Annotated in this window: 11 protein-coding genes and 3 pseudogenes; 8 read left to right on the forward strand and 6 right to left on the reverse strand. The window is 51.2% G+C overall.

Annotated elements, in window-relative coordinates; translation table 11 throughout:
- Position 1 precedes the first annotated feature (1 nt).
- From ACA108_18925 to ACA108_18940, 4 genes and pseudogenes are all read left to right on the forward strand, one after another.
- Positions 2-1,042, forward strand: a complete 1,041-nt coding sequence (locus tag ACA108_18925) for a tyrosine-type recombinase/integrase (GenBank protein ID XEX95384.1) — start codon at positions 2-4, stop codon at positions 1,040-1,042.
- 130 nt (positions 1,043-1,172) lie between these two features.
- The gene (locus ACA108_18930; GenBank protein XEX95385.1) at positions 1,173-2,831 is read left to right on the forward strand and encodes a hypothetical protein; all 1,659 of its coding nucleotides are present in this window, start codon (positions 1,173-1,175) and stop codon (positions 2,829-2,831) included.
- Between the two features lie 397 nt (positions 2,832-3,228).
- Positions 3,229-3,585 (forward strand): annotated as a pseudogene (locus ACA108_18935) (hypothetical protein).
- A 91-nt stretch (positions 3,586-3,676) separates the two neighbouring features.
- Positions 3,677-4,884 (forward strand): annotated as a pseudogene (locus tag ACA108_18940) (IS256 family transposase).
- A gap of 102 nt (positions 4,885-4,986) precedes the next feature.
- On the opposite strand, the pseudogene ACA108_18945 reads toward ACA108_18940, so the two are convergent.
- Positions 4,987-5,175, reverse strand: a pseudogene (locus tag ACA108_18945) (transposase).
- Positions 5,176-5,525: 350 nt separating this feature from the next.
- Here ACA108_18945 and ACA108_18950 point away from each other — a divergent pair.
- Complete coding sequence (locus tag ACA108_18950; GenBank protein XEX95386.1) at positions 5,526-5,834, forward strand: hypothetical protein; 309 nt, start codon at positions 5,526-5,528, stop codon at positions 5,832-5,834.
- 128 nt (positions 5,835-5,962) lie between these two features.
- Positions 5,963-7,057, forward strand: coding sequence for an adenosylhomocysteinase (locus ACA108_18955; protein ID XEX98163.1), 1,095 nt, complete (start codon positions 5,963-5,965; stop codon positions 7,055-7,057).
- 7 nt (positions 7,058-7,064) lie between these two features.
- On the opposite strand, the gene ACA108_18960 is transcribed toward ACA108_18955, so the two are convergent.
- The 4 genes from ACA108_18960 to ascF form a co-directional block, all read right to left on the reverse strand.
- Positions 7,065-7,703 carry an A24 family peptidase gene (locus ACA108_18960; GenBank protein ID XEX95387.1) on the reverse strand — a complete coding sequence of 213 codons (639 nt, stop codon included), beginning with the start codon at positions 7,701-7,703 and terminating at the stop codon, positions 7,065-7,067.
- 168 nt (positions 7,704-7,871) lie between these two features.
- The gene (locus tag ACA108_18965) at positions 7,872-9,305 is read right to left on the reverse strand and encodes a 6-phospho-beta-glucosidase (protein XEX95388.1); all 1,434 of its coding nucleotides are present in this window, start codon (positions 9,303-9,305) and stop codon (positions 7,872-7,874) included.
- Positions 9,306-9,446: 141 nt separating this feature from the next.
- Complete coding sequence (locus ACA108_18970) at positions 9,447-10,877, reverse strand: 6-phospho-beta-glucosidase (GenBank protein XEX95389.1); 1,431 nt, start codon at positions 10,875-10,877, stop codon at positions 9,447-9,449.
- Between the two features lie 18 nt (positions 10,878-10,895).
- Positions 10,896-12,344, reverse strand: a complete 1,449-nt coding sequence (gene ascF / locus ACA108_18975) for a PTS cellobiose/arbutin/salicin transporter subunit IIBC (GenBank protein ID XEX95390.1) — start codon at positions 12,342-12,344, stop codon at positions 10,896-10,898.
- Between the two features lie 208 nt (positions 12,345-12,552).
- Between ascF and ACA108_18980 the strand changes: the two genes are divergently transcribed.
- Positions 12,553-13,569: a LacI family DNA-binding transcriptional regulator gene (locus ACA108_18980; GenBank protein XEX95391.1), complete on the forward strand. Its 1,017-nt coding sequence runs from the start codon at positions 12,553-12,555 to the stop codon at positions 13,567-13,569.
- A gap of 92 nt (positions 13,570-13,661) precedes the next feature.
- Here ACA108_18980 and ACA108_18985 read toward each other — a convergent pair whose 3' ends face one another.
- Complete coding sequence (locus ACA108_18985) at positions 13,662-14,693, reverse strand: NADP-dependent oxidoreductase (GenBank protein ID XEX95392.1); 1,032 nt, start codon at positions 14,691-14,693, stop codon at positions 13,662-13,664.
- A gap of 344 nt (positions 14,694-15,037) precedes the next feature.
- Here ACA108_18985 and proP point away from each other — a divergent pair, with 344 nt between their 5' ends.
- Positions 15,038-16,543 carry a glycine betaine/L-proline transporter ProP gene (gene proP / locus ACA108_18990; GenBank protein XEX95393.1) on the forward strand — a complete coding sequence of 502 codons (1,506 nt, stop codon included), beginning with the start codon at positions 15,038-15,040 and terminating at the stop codon, positions 16,541-16,543.
- Positions 16,544-16,636 lie beyond the last annotated feature (93 nt).

The raw sequence follows: 16,636 nt of genomic DNA on the forward strand, positions 1-16,636 counted from the left end.
TATGCCTGTAAGAAAACTAGCTGATGGTCAATGGGTCGCAGATTTTTACGCTGTAGACCGTAGCAACGGCAAAGATGGCAAGCGCATCCGCAAGAAGTTCTCCACCAAAGGGGAAGCGCTTGCTTTCGAAAACTATACGCTGCAAAAAATTGATGATTCCCCTTGGCTCGGAGAAGGCAAAGACATTCGTCGCTTGTCTGATTTAATTCATCTCTGGTTTGATCGTCATGGCATCACTTTGAATGATGGTGAGAAGCGCAAAAGTTCTATGCTTTGGGCTGCGGAGTGTATGGGGTCACCGCTGGCAACAGAGTTTAACGCCCAGCTATTCACTGCTTATCGAGCCAAAAGACTTGAAGGTGAATTTGCCAGGACTAAACGCGTATCGAAAGTATCTCCTCGCACCCTTAATCTGGAACACGCCTATTTTCTCGCTGTGTTCAATGAGCTGAAAAGACTCGGCGAATGGAAAGCTCCCAATCCTCTGGAAAACGTCCGGCAGTTCAGAACTGATGAAAGTGAAATGGCATATCTTACAGGGGAGCAAATTGAAGTTCTTTTGCAAGAATGTCGTAATAGTTCAGCCAAAGATCTCGAAATGATTGTGAAAATATGTCTGACTACTGGCGCACGCTGGAGTGAAGCAGAAACATTAAAGCGGTCGCAGGTTGCTGCTGGAAAAGTTACATTTATCAAAACTAAAGGCAAGCGCAACCGTACCATTCCCCTTGCGGCAGAACTGTTCGATGAAATGCCGAAAAAGAACGGTTCTCTCTTCACTCCTTGTTATTATGCGTTCCGAAACGCACTACAACGCGCTGGCATTGAACTACCCGCCGGACAACTTACCCATGTTTTAAGGCATACCTTTGCCAGCCATTTTATGATGAATGGTGGAAACATCCTCGTATTGCAAAGAGTTCTAGGACATACCGATATAAAAATGACCATGAGATACTCTCATTTTTCTCCAGATCATTTAGAAGAAGCACTTATTTATAACCCACTTTCTAATAGCATAAAAAAGGATATATCAAGGTGAATAATGACCATGTTAAGGAATCATTACAGTACTATTCAAAACTAACTGCACCTGGGTATGCTATATTATTGACGGGGGAGTGGGGTCAGGTAAAACATTTCTGATAGAAGAAACATTTAAAGCATATGACATGTATTATATAAGTCTCTTCGGACTTAGCAGTCTAGAAGATATTTACACCTCTGTATATGCTGCAATGCACCCCAGAAAAGCAAAGATAAAGTCCACAATAAATAATCATAAAGACGTTGATGTTGGTGCTGCTGGCATATCACTAAGCATTGGAAATTTATCTGCAGGATTAGCTAACACACTAATGAGAGAAAATGTATTAAAAGATAAAATAATTATTTTTGATGATTTAGAAAGAAGCAGTTTAGAACCAGACGAAATACTGGGTGCTATCAATAAATACGTTGAGCATCATAAATGTAGAGTTATTGCTATCGCCCATGATGAAAAAATAAAGAAAGGACTCACAGATACTAAAGAAAAAGTTTTCGGGGTAACGCTTAGAGTAACCCCACAAATAGATAAAGTATTCGATGTAATTACCAATGATTTCAGATTTGAATATATTAGAAATAATTTCAAGAACTTAATTGTCGAAATATTTAACAATTCTGAAAGTAAGTCTCTGCGGATACTAAAACATATTATTAATGACACAGTTAGATTAATAGACTGCTTAAAGAAAAAGCATACAGATAACACTGCGGCAATGAAAGATCTATTAGCAATATTTGTATCGCTGAATATTGAATGTCGAACAGGTTACTTGAAGCGTAATGACATTGAAAACAGAAAGAAATTAATACATGATTTTGAACTTTCACAACTTGGGAATCTTGAAGAAGAGAAAGAGGAAGTAATAGAACCAAAAATCTCCTTAATACAAAGCAAGTATAAAACAATAAATTTTTCAAGTTCTGTTGCTTCTGACTCAAGTTTAATCAACGCTCTATTTAATGGTTACTATGATTCAGACGAATTTAATTTATCATTAGACAACTCAGTTTATTTCATTGAAGGTGAAGTATCTCCAAATTGGTTGATCATTTATAGCTTTGATAAACTTGATAGTGATACCGTTAATACTGCTATCGAGATGTTTCTCAAAGAGTTTGATGCGAAACACTTCCGAGACATTGGTGAAATTCTTCATGCCTTTCATATAAAATTTTTATTATCACATAAAGGAGTGACAGAAAACTCATTTGATGATGTTGAAGTAGAATGCCAAGATTACATAATTGACTTAATTACCAATAATAATCTAAAAGATATAACCGAAGATAGATTCTTTTATACACATTTGAGTGACAATTATCTTGGCCACGCTTTTTGGTGCTTACCTGAATACAATGATAACATAAAAAGACTAAGAAAATTTATTGGTGAGAAGCAAGATGAAGCTTTGATAAATAGATACCCTGCTATAGCTGAAGAATTGAAGGGATTATTTAAAAGCGACATTGAAACTTTCATTTCTTTAATTTCATACACATACCAACACGCCGGGAAATACGCGAAAATTGATGTCTTAGCTGATATTGAAAGTTCTGAATTCGTAGATATATGGCTGTCTTCTCCAAGATCAACTTGGCATAAGGTAAAGAACGCGCTTGAATTTAGATATGAACATGGAGAGATAAAAAGAAGCCTAGTAAGAGAAAATGATTGGATTCATTCTGTCCTTGCCGAAATCCAAGAAAGAGCCAATCTAGAAAGTGGCCTTGATAAATATCGTATTGAAAGGCTCATATCTGAAAAGTTGAATGGTCTCTAAAAGTTCACACGCTGAGTATGTCGCAAAAGTGTCGCATGAACTTAGACATATTGCCTTTTACTGCCATATATTGATTTTATAACCAGCTGATTTTTAACTAAGTTATTGTTTTTAGATTGATTTGAAGGGTTCTCATAATCGCTTGGTCGCTGGTTCAAGTCCAGCAGGGGCCACCAAATATCAAGGACTTACGAGAAATCGTGAGTCCTTTTGTTCTTTGGGGGTGCCGTGGGGGTGCCATTAGCAGTTAACGCCGGGTAAAGATCGTTTGGTTGCTTGCAAAGCAAGTTAGCTCAAATAATCGACACCTAATCGTTAAATATATACTTAAATATTTAATTTTAACCTCATTTCTTACTGTAGGATAAATGTATCCCACAATAAGGAATCCCTCAATATGCGACTTACCGCCAGAAAAAAAGAGAGCCTCAGCTTTTTCGAGCCTGATAACCGGGAATGGGTCAAAAGTGAAATAGGTGCGCCGCCGCTCGATGTGTCCGGCGTTGCCTAACTGCTTCACCAGATGAGCAGCTTCGATAAAAAGCACCAGGTAGAATCAACCCGCCGCACACTGGAAAGCATGGCTAAAGATGGTCTGCTGGAAAAAGTGACGGTGTACGAGCGTCGCCAGAACCGGATGCAATACAGCGGAGACGCTCCGGGCGTTCGCTGCAGGGTGTCACGCTACGGATTGCCAGACGATGGGGAAGGTTATTTTATTGACGGCGAATGCGCCAGGATGCCTGACGCGTAGTAAGTAACTTAATTTATTACGAGACTGTAATTTAAATTGTGTATCTGCCTGTTTTTGATATGTTCACTCCAACACCGGAGACAGGCAAATTATGGACGAAAAGAAACTCAAAGCACTGGCTGCTGAACTGGCTAAAGGCCTTAAAACCGAAGCAGATCTCAACCAGTTTTCCCGGATGCTGACGAAGCTTACCGTCGAAACGGCGCTCAATGCAGAACTGACTGATCACCTCGGGCACGAGAAAAATGCCCCCAAAAAAGGCTCAAATACCCGCAATGGCTACTCGTCAAAAACGCTGCTGTGCGATGACGGCGAAATTGAGCTGAACACACCGCGTGACCGCGAAAATACCTTTGAACCTCAGTTAATTAAGAAAAACCAGACGCGTATCACGCAGATGGACAGCCAGATCTTATCCCTGTATGCCAAAGGGATGACCACGCGCGAAATCGTCGCCACCTTCAAAGAGATGTACGACGCCGATGTGTCGCCCACGCTGATATATAAAGTCACCAACGCCGTAAAAGAGCAGGTCGCTGAGTGGCAAAACCGACAACTGGATGTGCTGTATCCCATTGTTTATATGGACTGTATTGTCGTAAAAGTTCGTCAGAATAACAGTGTAATAAACAAAGCCGTCTTCCTGGCGCTGGGTATCAATACCGAAGGTCAGAAAGAATTACTGGATATGTAGCTGGCCGAAAATGAAGGCGCAAAGTTCTGGCTGAATGTGCTGACGGAGCTGAAAAAACGCGGACTTCAGGACATCCTGATTGCCTGCGTGGACGGCCTGAAGGGTTTCCCGGATGCGATAAACAGCGTCTACCCACAGGCTCACATCCAGTTGTGCATCATCCATATGGTGCGTAACAGCCTGAAATACGTGTCGTGGAAGGATTACAAAGCCGTCACCAGCGGCCTGAAGAAAGTTTATCAGGCTCCGACCGAAGAGGTGGCGCTGATGGCGCTGGATGCGTTCGCGGGCGAATGGGGCGATAAATATCCGCAAATCAGCAAAAGCTGGCGGGCGCACTGGGAAAATCTCAATACGTTCTTCGGCTATCCGCCTGATATTCGCAAGGCCATCTACACCACGAATGCCATCGAGTCGCTGAACAGCGTTATCCGTGCAGCTATCAAAAAACGAAAGGTGTTCCCGACAGACGACTCGGTGCGAAAGTGATTTATCTGGCGATCAAGGATGCTTCAAAGAAATGGAGTATGCCGATCCAAAACTGGCGGTTGGCGATGAGTCGCTTTATTATCGAGTTCGGTGACCGCCTGAGCGATCACCTTTAATACGATGGCAGTTACACAGAATTATTTACAGGGTGATTTTTAATATTTCGTTTCCATTTCAATACGTTGCAGGTTTTTCTTTAACTCACGTATTTCGATTTATTCCGGGGTTATTGGAGAGGCGTTTGACGTTTTGCCCTGCCGTTCATCACGCAGCTGTTTTACCCATTTCGTCATCGTAGAAAGGCCAACGTCCATGGCCTTCGCTGCCTGAGCGGCAGTGTAATTTTGATCGACAACCAACTGGGCTGACTCACGTCTGAATTCAGGACTAAAATTTTTTCTTTTCATTGGTGCACCTGTGTTGTTGTGAGGTGAGCATATCACCTCTGTTCAGGTGACCAAATTCAGTGTGCCACTACAAAATGACCTAAATCTATCTCGACCTGAATAAGGATTAGGGTATCAGGCAGATTGATTTCGATTTCGAAACCGCGGGTTATTACAACCACCAGGTCGCCTTCCCGGTCGCGCCGGAAGCGATAAAGCAGTATCCAGAACTGTGGTTTAGCCTGACGCTGCCGGTTATGCCTACGGGCTTAATCTCTGAAGGCATTGCGATGGTGAATTACGCCAGCAAGATTGGCCCGCCGCTGAATGTGCAGATTATGGTAATGGATTAGGGCCAGGCGAGAATTGAGATGGGCGATGCGGCCATCATCACTATCGAAGGCACAAAAACCAATCTCGCAAAAGTCTATCCGGATAAATCTGCGGCCGACCTGTACAAGCTGATCGGTGTTATTCCAATGATTGGTCAGAACGACGTGGACGGCGAAATGTTCACCTTCTCGGACGCAACAAAAGCCGCACAGTATGCAAAACCTGATAGCCATGTGGTCGCTGCCCGTGATTTCCCAGACATGGGGGATCTGGCGACCAGCAGCCTGAACCCATTCCAAACGAAAGACTATGAGTACACAACGACTATTCTGGATGCGATTGAATAATTTGCAGCCGATTGGCGGATAAGAAAAAGACCCGCAGATGTTAATACGGGTCTTTACTTTGTTATTCTCAGCCATCTGAAACGCTCAAAAATAAATAATAAGGAATGCCAGTGAACCCCAAAAGCGAGATGTTTAAAAAAGAGATTGAATGGTCGTGCCGTCATATGGTTCGCACGCTGAAGCAGGTTGAGTTGCTTCCCGACCTGAGTCATGTGCGCCTTACCTGCAACATGCATCTCGATCTGAAGATGATCCCGCTGGTGGAAGGGCTATTAAGAAAGAATGCGAAGATATTCCTGACTACCTGCAACCCGACTACCGTGCAGGATGAAGTTGTCGCTTACCTGGTCGAGGCCGGAGCCGAAGCCTGCGCGTGGCGCAACATGAGCGATGCCGACTGGCGGGATTCATGGGAAAAAGCCATCGCCTGGCGTCCGACCCACCTTTGTGAAATGGGGGCGGACATCACCACCCTGCTGCACCAGCGCGGCGACTTTGGCGACGTCGTTGCCTGTCTCGAAGCAACCGGCTCCGGCGTGAATCGCCTGGCGGATCTGCGCCCTGGCTACCCTATTTTTAACTGGGACGATCTGCCGGTGAAAGAGGGGCTTCACAACCGTCACATGGTCGGGCTGACTGCCTGGCAGACCTTCTTCCAGACGACCCACCTGACGCTGCATGAAAAGCGAGTGCTGGTGATTGGCTATGGCCTGGTAGGCCAGGGCGTGGCGGCGGCGGCAAAAGCCTACGGCGGGCAGGTCATGGTGACCGAGCTCGACCCGGCTCGTCGCTTACAGGCGGCCTACGATGGCTGGCACGTTGTTGATATTCATGAGGTCATCGAGGCGGCAGATGTCATCGCGACCGCAACCGGCGCGAAAAAAGTCGTGAGTGCCGCAGTGCTGGATAAGACGAAAGACGGCGTGTTTATCCTCAACGTAGGGCACGTCGCCGAAGAGATCGACTGTGGCTACCTGCACCCTTTCCCTAATGAGGAGGTGATGCCTTACGTCAACGCCTACCGGCTGAACGGCAAAACCATCTACCTGATGGCAAATGGCTCAATGCTGAACCTGACCGCCGGCTTCGGCGACAGCCTGAACGCCTTTGACGTTACGCTGGCCGTCATGGCGAGCGGGATTAAACACATTGTGACCGCAGGCCAGGACGCTGAAAAGGCAGTTTACCTGCTGCCGCAGGCCGTCTGGGAAAATGCGCTTTAAGTTTTTATTACGTCGCTGTCGCGGCTAAAGGCATAACGAGCGCCCACCAGCCTGCAAGCGCCAGACAGGGTCCAAAGGGCAGAGGTTCGCCTCGCCCTGCTCGTCCGCTTAGGCGCAAAACCAGGAAAGACAGTATCCCCGCCAGCGCGGCTACCAGCAGGAGCATCGGCAGCCGCTGCCAGCCGCACCAGGCGCCCAGCGCGGCCAGAAGCTTAAAATCGCCATAGCCCAGCCCCTCCTTACCGGTTGCCAGCCGGAATCCCCAGTAGAGCAGCCACAGAGATAAATAACCGATGACGGCGCCCAGTACGGCATCGCTCAGCGGCACCAGCGCGCCGTGCAGATTCGTCAGCAATCCCAGCCATAACAGGGGGAGCGTGAGAACGTCCGGCAGCAGCATCAGTTCTATATCTATGGCAGTAAGGGCAATCAGCAGCCAGACGCAGAGCGCCAGCGCCATTGCAAGCAGCCCGGGCGGACAATACAGCGCGACTGACCCGCTGCCCAGCGCCGCCGCTATCACCAGCGAGTAACGCCAGCGAGCGCGCACTCGGCATTGAGGGTAGCGCCCTATCTGGCGGTTCAGTACACAGCCAGCAAGCAAACCCAGCCCGCACATCAGCGATATCCATACGGCTTCTGTCATAGCCGATCCTCCTTTGATCAGCAGCTCAAAAGGGCTATGAGTACGCTATTTCTGACGGATAATAATCTTCTTCAGTATTGAAATTCGAGGGATCTTCCAGAATATTTACGCGACCGGTTTACCTTGATGCTGCGGCCCGGCATCCCGCCGGGCCGCCTTCAGTCCGCCCTACGCTAAATCCTCGCCGTTGCTGGTAATCACTTTCTTATACCAGCCGAAGGACTTCTTACGGCTGCGGTTCAGCGTGCCGCTGCCCTCGTTGTCTTTATCCACGTAGATAAAGCCGTAGCGCTTTTTCATCTCGCCCGTCCCGGCGGACACCAGGTCGATGCAGCCCCACGGGGTGTAGCCCATCAGGTCTACGCCATCCTCAACGACCGCTTTTTTCATCTCCGCGATGTGGGTTGCCATGTAGTCAATGCGGTACTGGTCGTCCACCGTGCCGTCGCTCTGCTTCACGTCAATCGCGCCAAAGCCGTTTTCGACGATGAACAGCGGCAGCTGATAGTGATCCCAGAACCAGTTAAGGGAGTAGCGCAGCCCCACTGGGTCAATCTGCCAGCCCCAGTCGGATTTCTGGACATGCGGATTGGAGACCAGGCTCTTCGATTCGTCGTAATCCAGCTGCGGGTTGTCATCCGTTGCTTTGGTGGCGAACGACATGTAATAGCTGAAGCCGATGTAATCCACGCAGCCCTGGGCCAGCGCTTTATGGTCTTCAGCGGTAATATCCAGCTCAAAGCCACGGCGGGTAAAGTAGTTGAGCAGGTGCTGAGGATACTTGCCGCGCACGTGCACATCGGTGAACCAGTAGCGGCGGTGCATGGCGTTCATCGCCATCATCATATCGCGTGGCGCACAGCTGAGCGGATAGATTGGGCACATGGCAATCATGCAGCCCACCAGCAGTTCAGGATTAATTTCACGCGCCGCTTTCACCGCCAGAGCGCTGGCAACCAGCTCATAGTGCGCGGCCTGGAACATCACCGGCTCACGATCTTCACCCGGCTCATACTTCAGGCCGGAGTTGGTAAACGGCGCGAAATCCTCGTGGAAGTTAGCCTGGTTGTTGATCTCGTTAAAGGTCATCCAGTACTTCACTTTGTGCTGATAGCGGGTGAAAACAACTTTTGCGAAACGCACGAAGAAGTCGATCAGCCTGCGGTTGCGCCAGCCGCCGTACTCCGTCACCAGGTGGTAAGGCATTTCGAAATGCGACAGAGTGATCACCGGCTCGATACCGTGCTTTAAGCACTCATCAAACAGATCGTCATAGAACTGCAGGCCGGCTTCGTTCGGCTCCTGTTCGTCCCCCAGCGGGAAGATGCGGGTCCAGGCGATGGAGGTGCGGAAGCATTTGAAGCCCATTTCCGCAAACAGCTGAATGTCTTCTTTATAGCGGTGATAAAAGTCGATAGCGTCATGGTTCGGATAATTTTTACCTGGCAGTACGCCGTTGGTAATTTCACGCGGTATGCCATGCGCCCCCGCCGTCATCACATCCGCTACGCTTATGCCCTTACCCCCCTCCTGCCAGCCGCCTTCCAGCTGATGCGCAGCAACCGCGCCGCCCCACAGGAAACCTTCTTTAAATCCGGACATAGTCTTTCCCTCTGTTAGCGGCCACACTCGGGCGACCGGTGGTGCTGGAACGGTGAGAACCGTGGACAGGAAGCAGAAATTTGCTGTTACAGCTTTCTGGATAGTAATGAAGATATCGCGCCTTAGGCAAATAGCGTGCGACTATTCCAGATCCATCCCGTTGCTGGCGATCACCTTCTTATACCAGTGGAACGATTTCTTGCGGGTGCGGGCGAGCGTGCCGCTGCCCTGGTCGTCGCGGTCAACGTAGACGAAGCCGTAGCGCTTGCTCATCTCGCCTGTTGATGCCGACACCAGATCGATGCAGCCCCAGGAGGTGTAGCCCATCACCGGGATGCCATCTTCTATCGCTTCACCCATCGCTTTGATGTGTTCACGCAGGTAGTTGATGCGGTAGTCGTCGTTGATTTCACCCTGCTCGTTGACGACATCTTTCGCGCCCAGGCCATTTTCCACCAGGAACAGCGGCTTCTGGTAGCGGTCGTACATCATGTTCATGGTGATGCGCAGGCCCAGCGGGTCAATCCCCCAGCCCCACTCGCTTGCTTCTATGTACGGGTTTTTCAGGGATTTAACGATGTTCGCCGCGTTACTGTTGTTGTCGTTCATGTCGGCAGACGCGCAGCGGGAGGCATAGTAGCTGAAGGAGACGAAATCGACGGTATCCTTGAGGATTTCGCTGTCGCCCGGCTCCATCTCAACCACGATCCCCTTCTCTTTGAACAGGCGTCTGGCGTAGGATGGATAAGCCCCGCGCGCCTGCACATCGATAAAGAACAGGTTCTCGCGATCTTTTTCCAGTGCCGCCCAGACGTCTTCCGGCTTGCAGGAGTACGGATAAAAATTCCCACCCGCCAGCATACAGCCAACCTGGTTTTCCGGGTTCACCTCATGGGCAATTTTGGTGGCCAGCGCGCTCGCCACCAGCTCGTGGTGCGCGGCCTGGTACTTCACCTGCTCTTTGTTATCGTCTTTTTCAAACACCAGCCCCGCGCCGGAGAACGGGCTGTGCAGCATGATGTTGATCTCGTTGAAGGTCAGCCAGTATTTCACCAGCCCGTCGAAGGCTTCGAAACAGGTTTGGGCATAATGCGTGAAGAAATCGACCATTTTACGGCTGCGCCATGAACCGTATTCGCGTACCAGATGCATCGGCACGTCGAAATGGCACAGCGTCACCAGCGGCTCAATGCCGTGCTTTTTGCACTCGCTGAACAGAGCGCGGTAGAAGGCGATGCCCTCTGCGTTCGGCTGCTGTTCGTCGCCGTTCGGGAAAATACGGCTCCAGGCGATGGAGGTGCGAAACACGGTGAAGCCCATCTCCGCCATCAGCGCGATGTCTTCTTTGTAGCGATGATAAAAATCTATCGCCCCGTGGCTTGGGTAAAATTCGTCATCGCGCAGCGTAAAGCGTTTCTCCACGCCCAGCTTAACGGGCAGACGGTCCTTACCGTGCGGGATCATATCAACCGTCGTAATACCCTTACCGCCTTCCAGATATGCGCCTTCGGCCTGGTTGGCAGCGATAGCGCCGCCCCATAAAAAGTCTGCCGGGAAAATGGACTCAGCCATGAAATAGCTCCTGTTTCTTTAATTAACCTGTACGGCCCGCTGCGAGCTGGCAACGGGCGCCTGTTCTTTTGGCTCTTCAACCGGGATATCTTCAAAGCCGAGCACCAGCGTCAGTATGAACGACAGCACCACCGCAAGGGCCATGACACCAAACACCCAGACGATAGTCATTGGGTTAGCCGGATCAAAGAACTGCACGCTGGTAAACAGCCCCGGGGAGGCCATCGAGTGGCTGGCAAGCCCCGCCACACCGGCCACGCCACCACAGACAAAGCCGCTGATTAGCGCCGCGATGAGCGGGCGCTTCAGACGCACGGCCACGCCGTACAGCGCGGGCTCTGAAATGCCTGCCACAATGGCGGAGGCCGCCGCCGCAAGCGCGGTCTGGCGCAGCTCCGGGTTTTTCGTTTTCCATGCCACCGCGAGAGAAGAGCCGCCAAGCGACAGGTTCGCGCCAATTTCCGACGGCATTACCATGCCCTCTTTGCCCGTTTCCGCAATGGTCTGGATGATGGTCGGGGTAAACACGCGGTGCATGCCGGTCATCACCAGCAGCGGCCACAGCCCGCCCATAATGGCCACGGACAGCCAGCCCAGATAACTATGCACGGTGTAGACCAGCGAAGAGATCCCGGTGCCGATCCAGATACCCAGCGGGCCAATAAGCATGATGGCAATGGGTGCAGCAATCAGCACGATCAGCATCGGTTTAAGGAAGTTTTTTGTCACCGCAGGCGTGATTTTATCCACCCAGCGTTCAATGTAAGAGAGCAGCCAGGTCATGCACAGCGCGGGAATTACCGTGTAGGTGTATTTCACCGCGGTGACGGAAAGCCCCATAAATTCAACCGGCTGGCCCTGTGCCGCCTTCGCCATCAGGTCAACGAAGTTCGGGTGCACCAGCACCCCGGCAATAGCAATCGCCAGCGACATGTTGGTTTTGAATTTCACCGCGGCGGAGGCCGCCACCATCACCGGCAGGAAAAAGAACGCCCCGTCGCCGATAACGTTGAGGATAACCAGCGTCGAAGAGCCTTTCTCAAAGACCCCCGTCATATCGAGGATCATCGCCAGCAGCTTGACCATCGACCCACCGATGATCGCCGGGATCAGCGGTGACATGGTGCCGATCAGCGCATCCAGAATGCCCGCGCCAATGCGCTTCAGGGTGATCTTCTGTTTTACGGGAGCAACGTCTGATGTCCCGCCCGCGCCGCCCGACAGCAGCTTCTGCACTTCGGCATAGGCCTGTGAAACCGTGTTACCGATAATCACCTGGCACTGGTTCTCGCTTCTAACCACGCCCAGCACGCCGCTGATGGATTTTAGCTTACCCGCGTCTACCGCGGCATCATCGTTGAGGACAAAGCGCAGGCGCGTCATGCAGTGCGTGACGGCGGCGATATTGCCCGCTCCGCCAAGGGCACTGACTATCGATTGGGATACTGCCGCATAATTCTTAGACATGTTTAACAGTTCTCAGGGGTAGGTAACCGGTTCCACACAAGAGTGTTTACATCTTCAAATCAGATCAACTAAAAGTTTTTTACGCTTCTTTTTTTGTGATGAGGATCGGTAAAAAACGTCTTTTTACGCCGTGGTAACGCCAGGTTTGCGCTTATTCTTCCCCCCGAAATGTGTAGAATGAGGGCACTCATCAGGGGCGGGAAAAACTATGTCGACAATGCTGGAAGTGGCGAAAAAAGCGGGCGTTTCAAAAGCCACCGTCTCACGGGTGCTGTCTGGAAAGGGCTACGTGGGCGAAGCCACAAAAGAGCTTGTATATCAGGCAATTAAAGAAACAGGCTATCGCCCTAACCTGCTGGCAAGAAACCTGGCCACCAACACTTCGCAGTGCATCGGCCTGGTGGTCACCAACACGCTGTATAACGGCAGCTACTTCAGCGAAATCCTCTCCCAGGCGGCAAAAAAGTTAGAAGACAATGGCCGCCAGCTTATCCTGATGGACGGCAAACATAGCGCCGATGAAGAGCGCGAGGCTATAGAATTTCTGCTGGATTTACAGTGCGATGCGATAATTATCTATCCACGCTTCCTGAGCACCGACGCCATGGACGAGATCATCGAACAGCATAAGCAGCCGATAATGGTGGTTAACCGCAAGCTCAGAAAACACCAGAGTCACTGCATCTGCTGCGACCACCAAGGCGCAAGCTTTAAGGCGACGACACAGCTGATTGCACGTGGGCACCGGGATATTGCGTTTATCACCGGGTCGATGGACTCGCCAACCGCCATCGAACGTTTTTCCGGCTATAAAGAGGCGTTATCTACGGCGGGGATCGCGCTTAATGAAAGACTGGTCGCGCCAGGAAAATGGACGCCAACCAGCGGCTTTGCCGCAGCGGAACTGCTGCTGGGCAGCGGGTTAGCCTTCAGCGCGATAGTCGCCAGCAATGACGATATGGCCGTTGGCGCCATGAAGAAGCTTAATGAGCGCGGAGTGTCGGTACCGGGAGACGTCTCGGTGATTGGCTTCGATGACATCCCCACCGCACCGTTCCTCAGTCCGTCGCTGGCCAGCGTGAAAGATCCGGTCAGCGACATGATGGGGGAAGTGATTAACCGCCTGATCTCCATGCTGGACGGCGGTTATTTATCGCGGGACAACGTCTTTACTTCGGAGCTGCTAATGCGGGATTCCGTCGGGGACGGGCCGCATATCCGATAGTTAATTTGTCGGATGACGCTGCGCTTATCCGACCTACGGTTTGGGGTTGTAGGGTGGATAAGCGTAGCGCCATCCACCGAACTTTAACCTGATTATTCAGCAACCTTAACGATCAGCTTGCCGAAGTTTTTACCCACCAGCAGGCCGCGGAACGCCTCAACGGCGTTTTCCAGGCCGTCGACGATATCTTCGCGGAACTGAATTTTACCTTCACCCAGCCACTGGCTCATCTGCTTGAAGAACTCCGGGTAACGATCGCCGTAATCCATCGAAATAATAAATCCCTGCACGCGCATGCGCTTTTTGAGGATGGTCCCCATTAGTAGCGGCAGGCGGTCATCGGTGAAGGCGCTGTTCTGCCCGTTGTACTGGCTGATTACGCCGCAGACCGGCACGCGGGCGGAGGTATTAAACAAAGGTAGCACCGCGTCAAAGACCGCCCCGCCGACGTTTTCGAAATAGACGTCAACGCCCTGCGGGCAGGCCTTTTTCAGCTGTTCGGCAAAGTCCGGCGCCTTGTGGTCAATGCAGGCGTCGAACTTCAGCGTTTCGGTGACGTAACGGCACTTGTCCGCCCCGCCCGCTATCCCCACGATTCGTGCACCGCGCAGTTTAGCAACCTGGCCGACGACCGAGCCCACCGCGCCGCTGGCGGCGGCGACAACTACCGTTTCGCCCGGCTGCGGGTTGCCGATGTCGGTCAGCCCCATATAGCCCGTGAAGCCCGGCATGCCTAACAGGCCAAGCGCATAGGACAGGTGATCCATGTCGGCATCGAGCTTCTGCAGGCCCTCTCCATCAGAAAGCGCATAGTCCTGCCAGCCGGTATAGGCCAGCACCAGGTCGCCCTGCTGGTAATCGGCATGCTGGGATTGCTCAACGCGGCAGACGGTGCCGCCGCACATTACGTCGCCTATTTGCAGCGGCGCAGAGTAGGACTCAGCGTCATCCATGCGGCCGCGCATATACGGGTCGAGAGATAAATAGAGGGTGCGTAACAGCAGCTGCCCCTGCGTAGGCTGCGGAATTTTATCTTCCTGCAGGACGATATCTTCAGTGGTCGGCATGCCCTGCGGGCGTTTTGCCAGCACGAAGCGGCGGTTAATCTGGGAAGTCTGGGCCATTATAATCTCCATGGTCTGCGTTTGTTCTGTCTGTCCAGACTAGTCAAAAACAGGGATAAGGGGCAGGAAAAACGTGCGGGATTACGTTCTGAGGTTCCTGAGCGACGCTGAATTTAACTTCGCAGGCGATTAAACATGATCAGCGTCACACTTTTAAACTTAGCCATAATCCTTATAATGCGGGAGGTGCATCCCGTATTTTTAATAATTTCATTAGGTTATTAAATACTTTTTCATTGAGTAACTAAGTGATGCTGTTTTCGCCATCGTTTTACGGCTGGCCCACTACACTACTTAGTGAGGGAGACCCTGTTGCTCCCGCAAGGAAAATAAAGAGGATAATAATGTTAAAAAGGAAAAAGAAAGTCAGACCTATCAAGGTCAGCGACGTTACCATCATCGATGACGCGCGACTTAAAAAAGCCATCACCGCCGCCTCGCTGGGTAACGCGATGGAGTGGTTTGATTTCGGTGTGTATGGCTTTGTGGCCTACGCGCTCGGTAAGGTGTTTTTCCCGGACGCCAGCCCAAGCGTACAGATGATTGCCGCACTCGGTACGTTTTCCGTACCGTTCCTGATCCGCCCATTAGGTGGCCTGTTCTTCGGTATGCTCGGCGATAAGTACGGTCGTCAGAAAATCCTGTCGATCACCATTATCATTATGTCGCTGAGCACCTTCTGTATTGGTCTTATTCCGTCGTATGCCACGATCGGTATCTGGGCGCCAATCCTGTTGCTGCTTGCGAAAATGGCCCAGGGCTTCTCGGTCGGCGGTGAGTACACCGGCGCATCAATCTTCGTTGCAGAGTACTCCCCTGACCGTAAACGTGGCTTTATGGGCAGCTGGCTGGACTTCGGTTCCATTGCCGGATTCGTCTGCGGCGCGGGCGTGGTGGTACTGATTACCGCCATTGTGGGTGAGGCGAACTTCCTGGAATGGGGCTGGCGTCTGCCGTTCTTCCTGGCGCTGCCGCTTGGGATCATCGGCCTCTATCTACGTCATGCGCTTGAAGAAACCCCTGCGTTCCAGCAACACATCGAGAAGCTTGAACAGGGCGATAAAGAAGGCCTCGCCGACGGCCCGAAAGTCTCGTTCAAAGAGATTGCGACCAAACACTGGCGCGCCCTGCTCACCTGTATCGGGATCGTTATCTCCACTAACGTGACCTACTACATGCTGCTCACCTATATGCCGAGCTACCTCTCCCACAACCTGCACTATTCGGAAGAGCACGGCGTACTGATTATTATCGCGATTATGATCGGCATGCTGTTCGTGCAGCCAATGATTGGCCTGCTGAGCGACCGATATGGCCGCCGTCCGTTTATCGTGATTGGTAGTGTGCTGCTGCTGCTGTGCGCTATTCCGGCGTTCATCATGATCAACAGCAACGTGCTGGGGCTGATTTTCGCGGGTCTGCTGCTGCTGGCGGTGATCCTCAACTGCTTTATCGGCGTCATGGCCTCAACCTTACCGGCCATGTTCCCGACGCACATTCGCTACAGCGCGCTGGCCAGCGCCTTTAACATCTCCGTGCTGGTTGCCGGTCTGACGCCAACGCTTGCCGCGTGGCTTGTGGAGTACACCGAGAATCTGATGATGCCGGCGTACTACCTGATGGTGATTGCCGTTATCGGTCTGATTACCGGTCTGACCATGAAAGAGACCGCCAACCAGCCGCTGAAAGGGGCAACGCCTGCTGCTTCTGACATTGCAGAAGCGCGCGAAATCGTTCAGGAGCATCACGATAATATCGAGCAGAAAATCGAAGATATCGATCGTGAAATTGAAGAGCTTCAGGCAAAACGTACTAATTTGGTGCATCAACACCCACGTATTAACGAGTAATCTCGCTAAACGCAACGCTATCAGCGCCGGGTCATAGCCCGGCGTTTTTCATTCCAGAAGCGCATTGGATATATCGTATACTTATAAGCAAAG

The sequence above is a fragment of the Dryocola sp. LX212 genome (genome assembly GCA_041504365.1).
In the GTDB taxonomy this organism is placed as follows: Bacteria; Pseudomonadota; Gammaproteobacteria; order Enterobacterales; family Enterobacteriaceae; genus Dryocola.

What these genes read in the sequence shown, in the direction of transcription:
- ACA108_18925 (XEX95384.1), top strand. Translation starts at nt 2, where the DNA reads ATGCCTGTAAGAAAACTAGCTGATGGTCAATGGGTCGCAGATTTTTAC.
- ACA108_18930 (XEX95385.1), top strand. Translation starts at nt 1,173, where the DNA reads ATGTATTATATAAGTCTCTTCGGACTTAGCAGTCTAGAAGATATTTAC.
- ACA108_18950 (XEX95386.1), top strand. Translation starts at nt 5,526, where the DNA reads ATGGGCGATGCGGCCATCATCACTATCGAAGGCACAAAAACCAATCTC.
- ACA108_18955 (XEX98163.1), top strand. Translation starts at nt 5,963, where the DNA reads ATGTTTAAAAAAGAGATTGAATGGTCGTGCCGTCATATGGTTCGCACG.
- ACA108_18960 (XEX95387.1), bottom strand. Translation starts at nt 7,703, where the DNA reads ATGACAGAAGCCGTATGGATATCGCTGATGTGCGGGCTGGGTTTGCTT.
- ACA108_18965 (XEX95388.1), bottom strand. Translation starts at nt 9,305, where the DNA reads ATGTCCGGATTTAAAGAAGGTTTCCTGTGGGGCGGCGCGGTTGCTGCG.
- ACA108_18970 (XEX95389.1), bottom strand. Translation starts at nt 10,877, where the DNA reads ATGGCTGAGTCCATTTTCCCGGCAGACTTTTTATGGGGCGGCGCTATC.
- ascF (XEX95390.1), bottom strand. Translation starts at nt 12,344, where the DNA reads ATGTCTAAGAATTATGCGGCAGTATCCCAATCGATAGTCAGTGCCCTT.
- ACA108_18980 (XEX95391.1), top strand. Translation starts at nt 12,553, where the DNA reads ATGTCGACAATGCTGGAAGTGGCGAAAAAAGCGGGCGTTTCAAAAGCC.
- ACA108_18985 (XEX95392.1), bottom strand. Translation starts at nt 14,693, where the DNA reads ATGGCCCAGACTTCCCAGATTAACCGCCGCTTCGTGCTGGCAAAACGC.
- proP (XEX95393.1), top strand. Translation starts at nt 15,038, where the DNA reads ATGTTAAAAAGGAAAAAGAAAGTCAGACCTATCAAGGTCAGCGACGTT.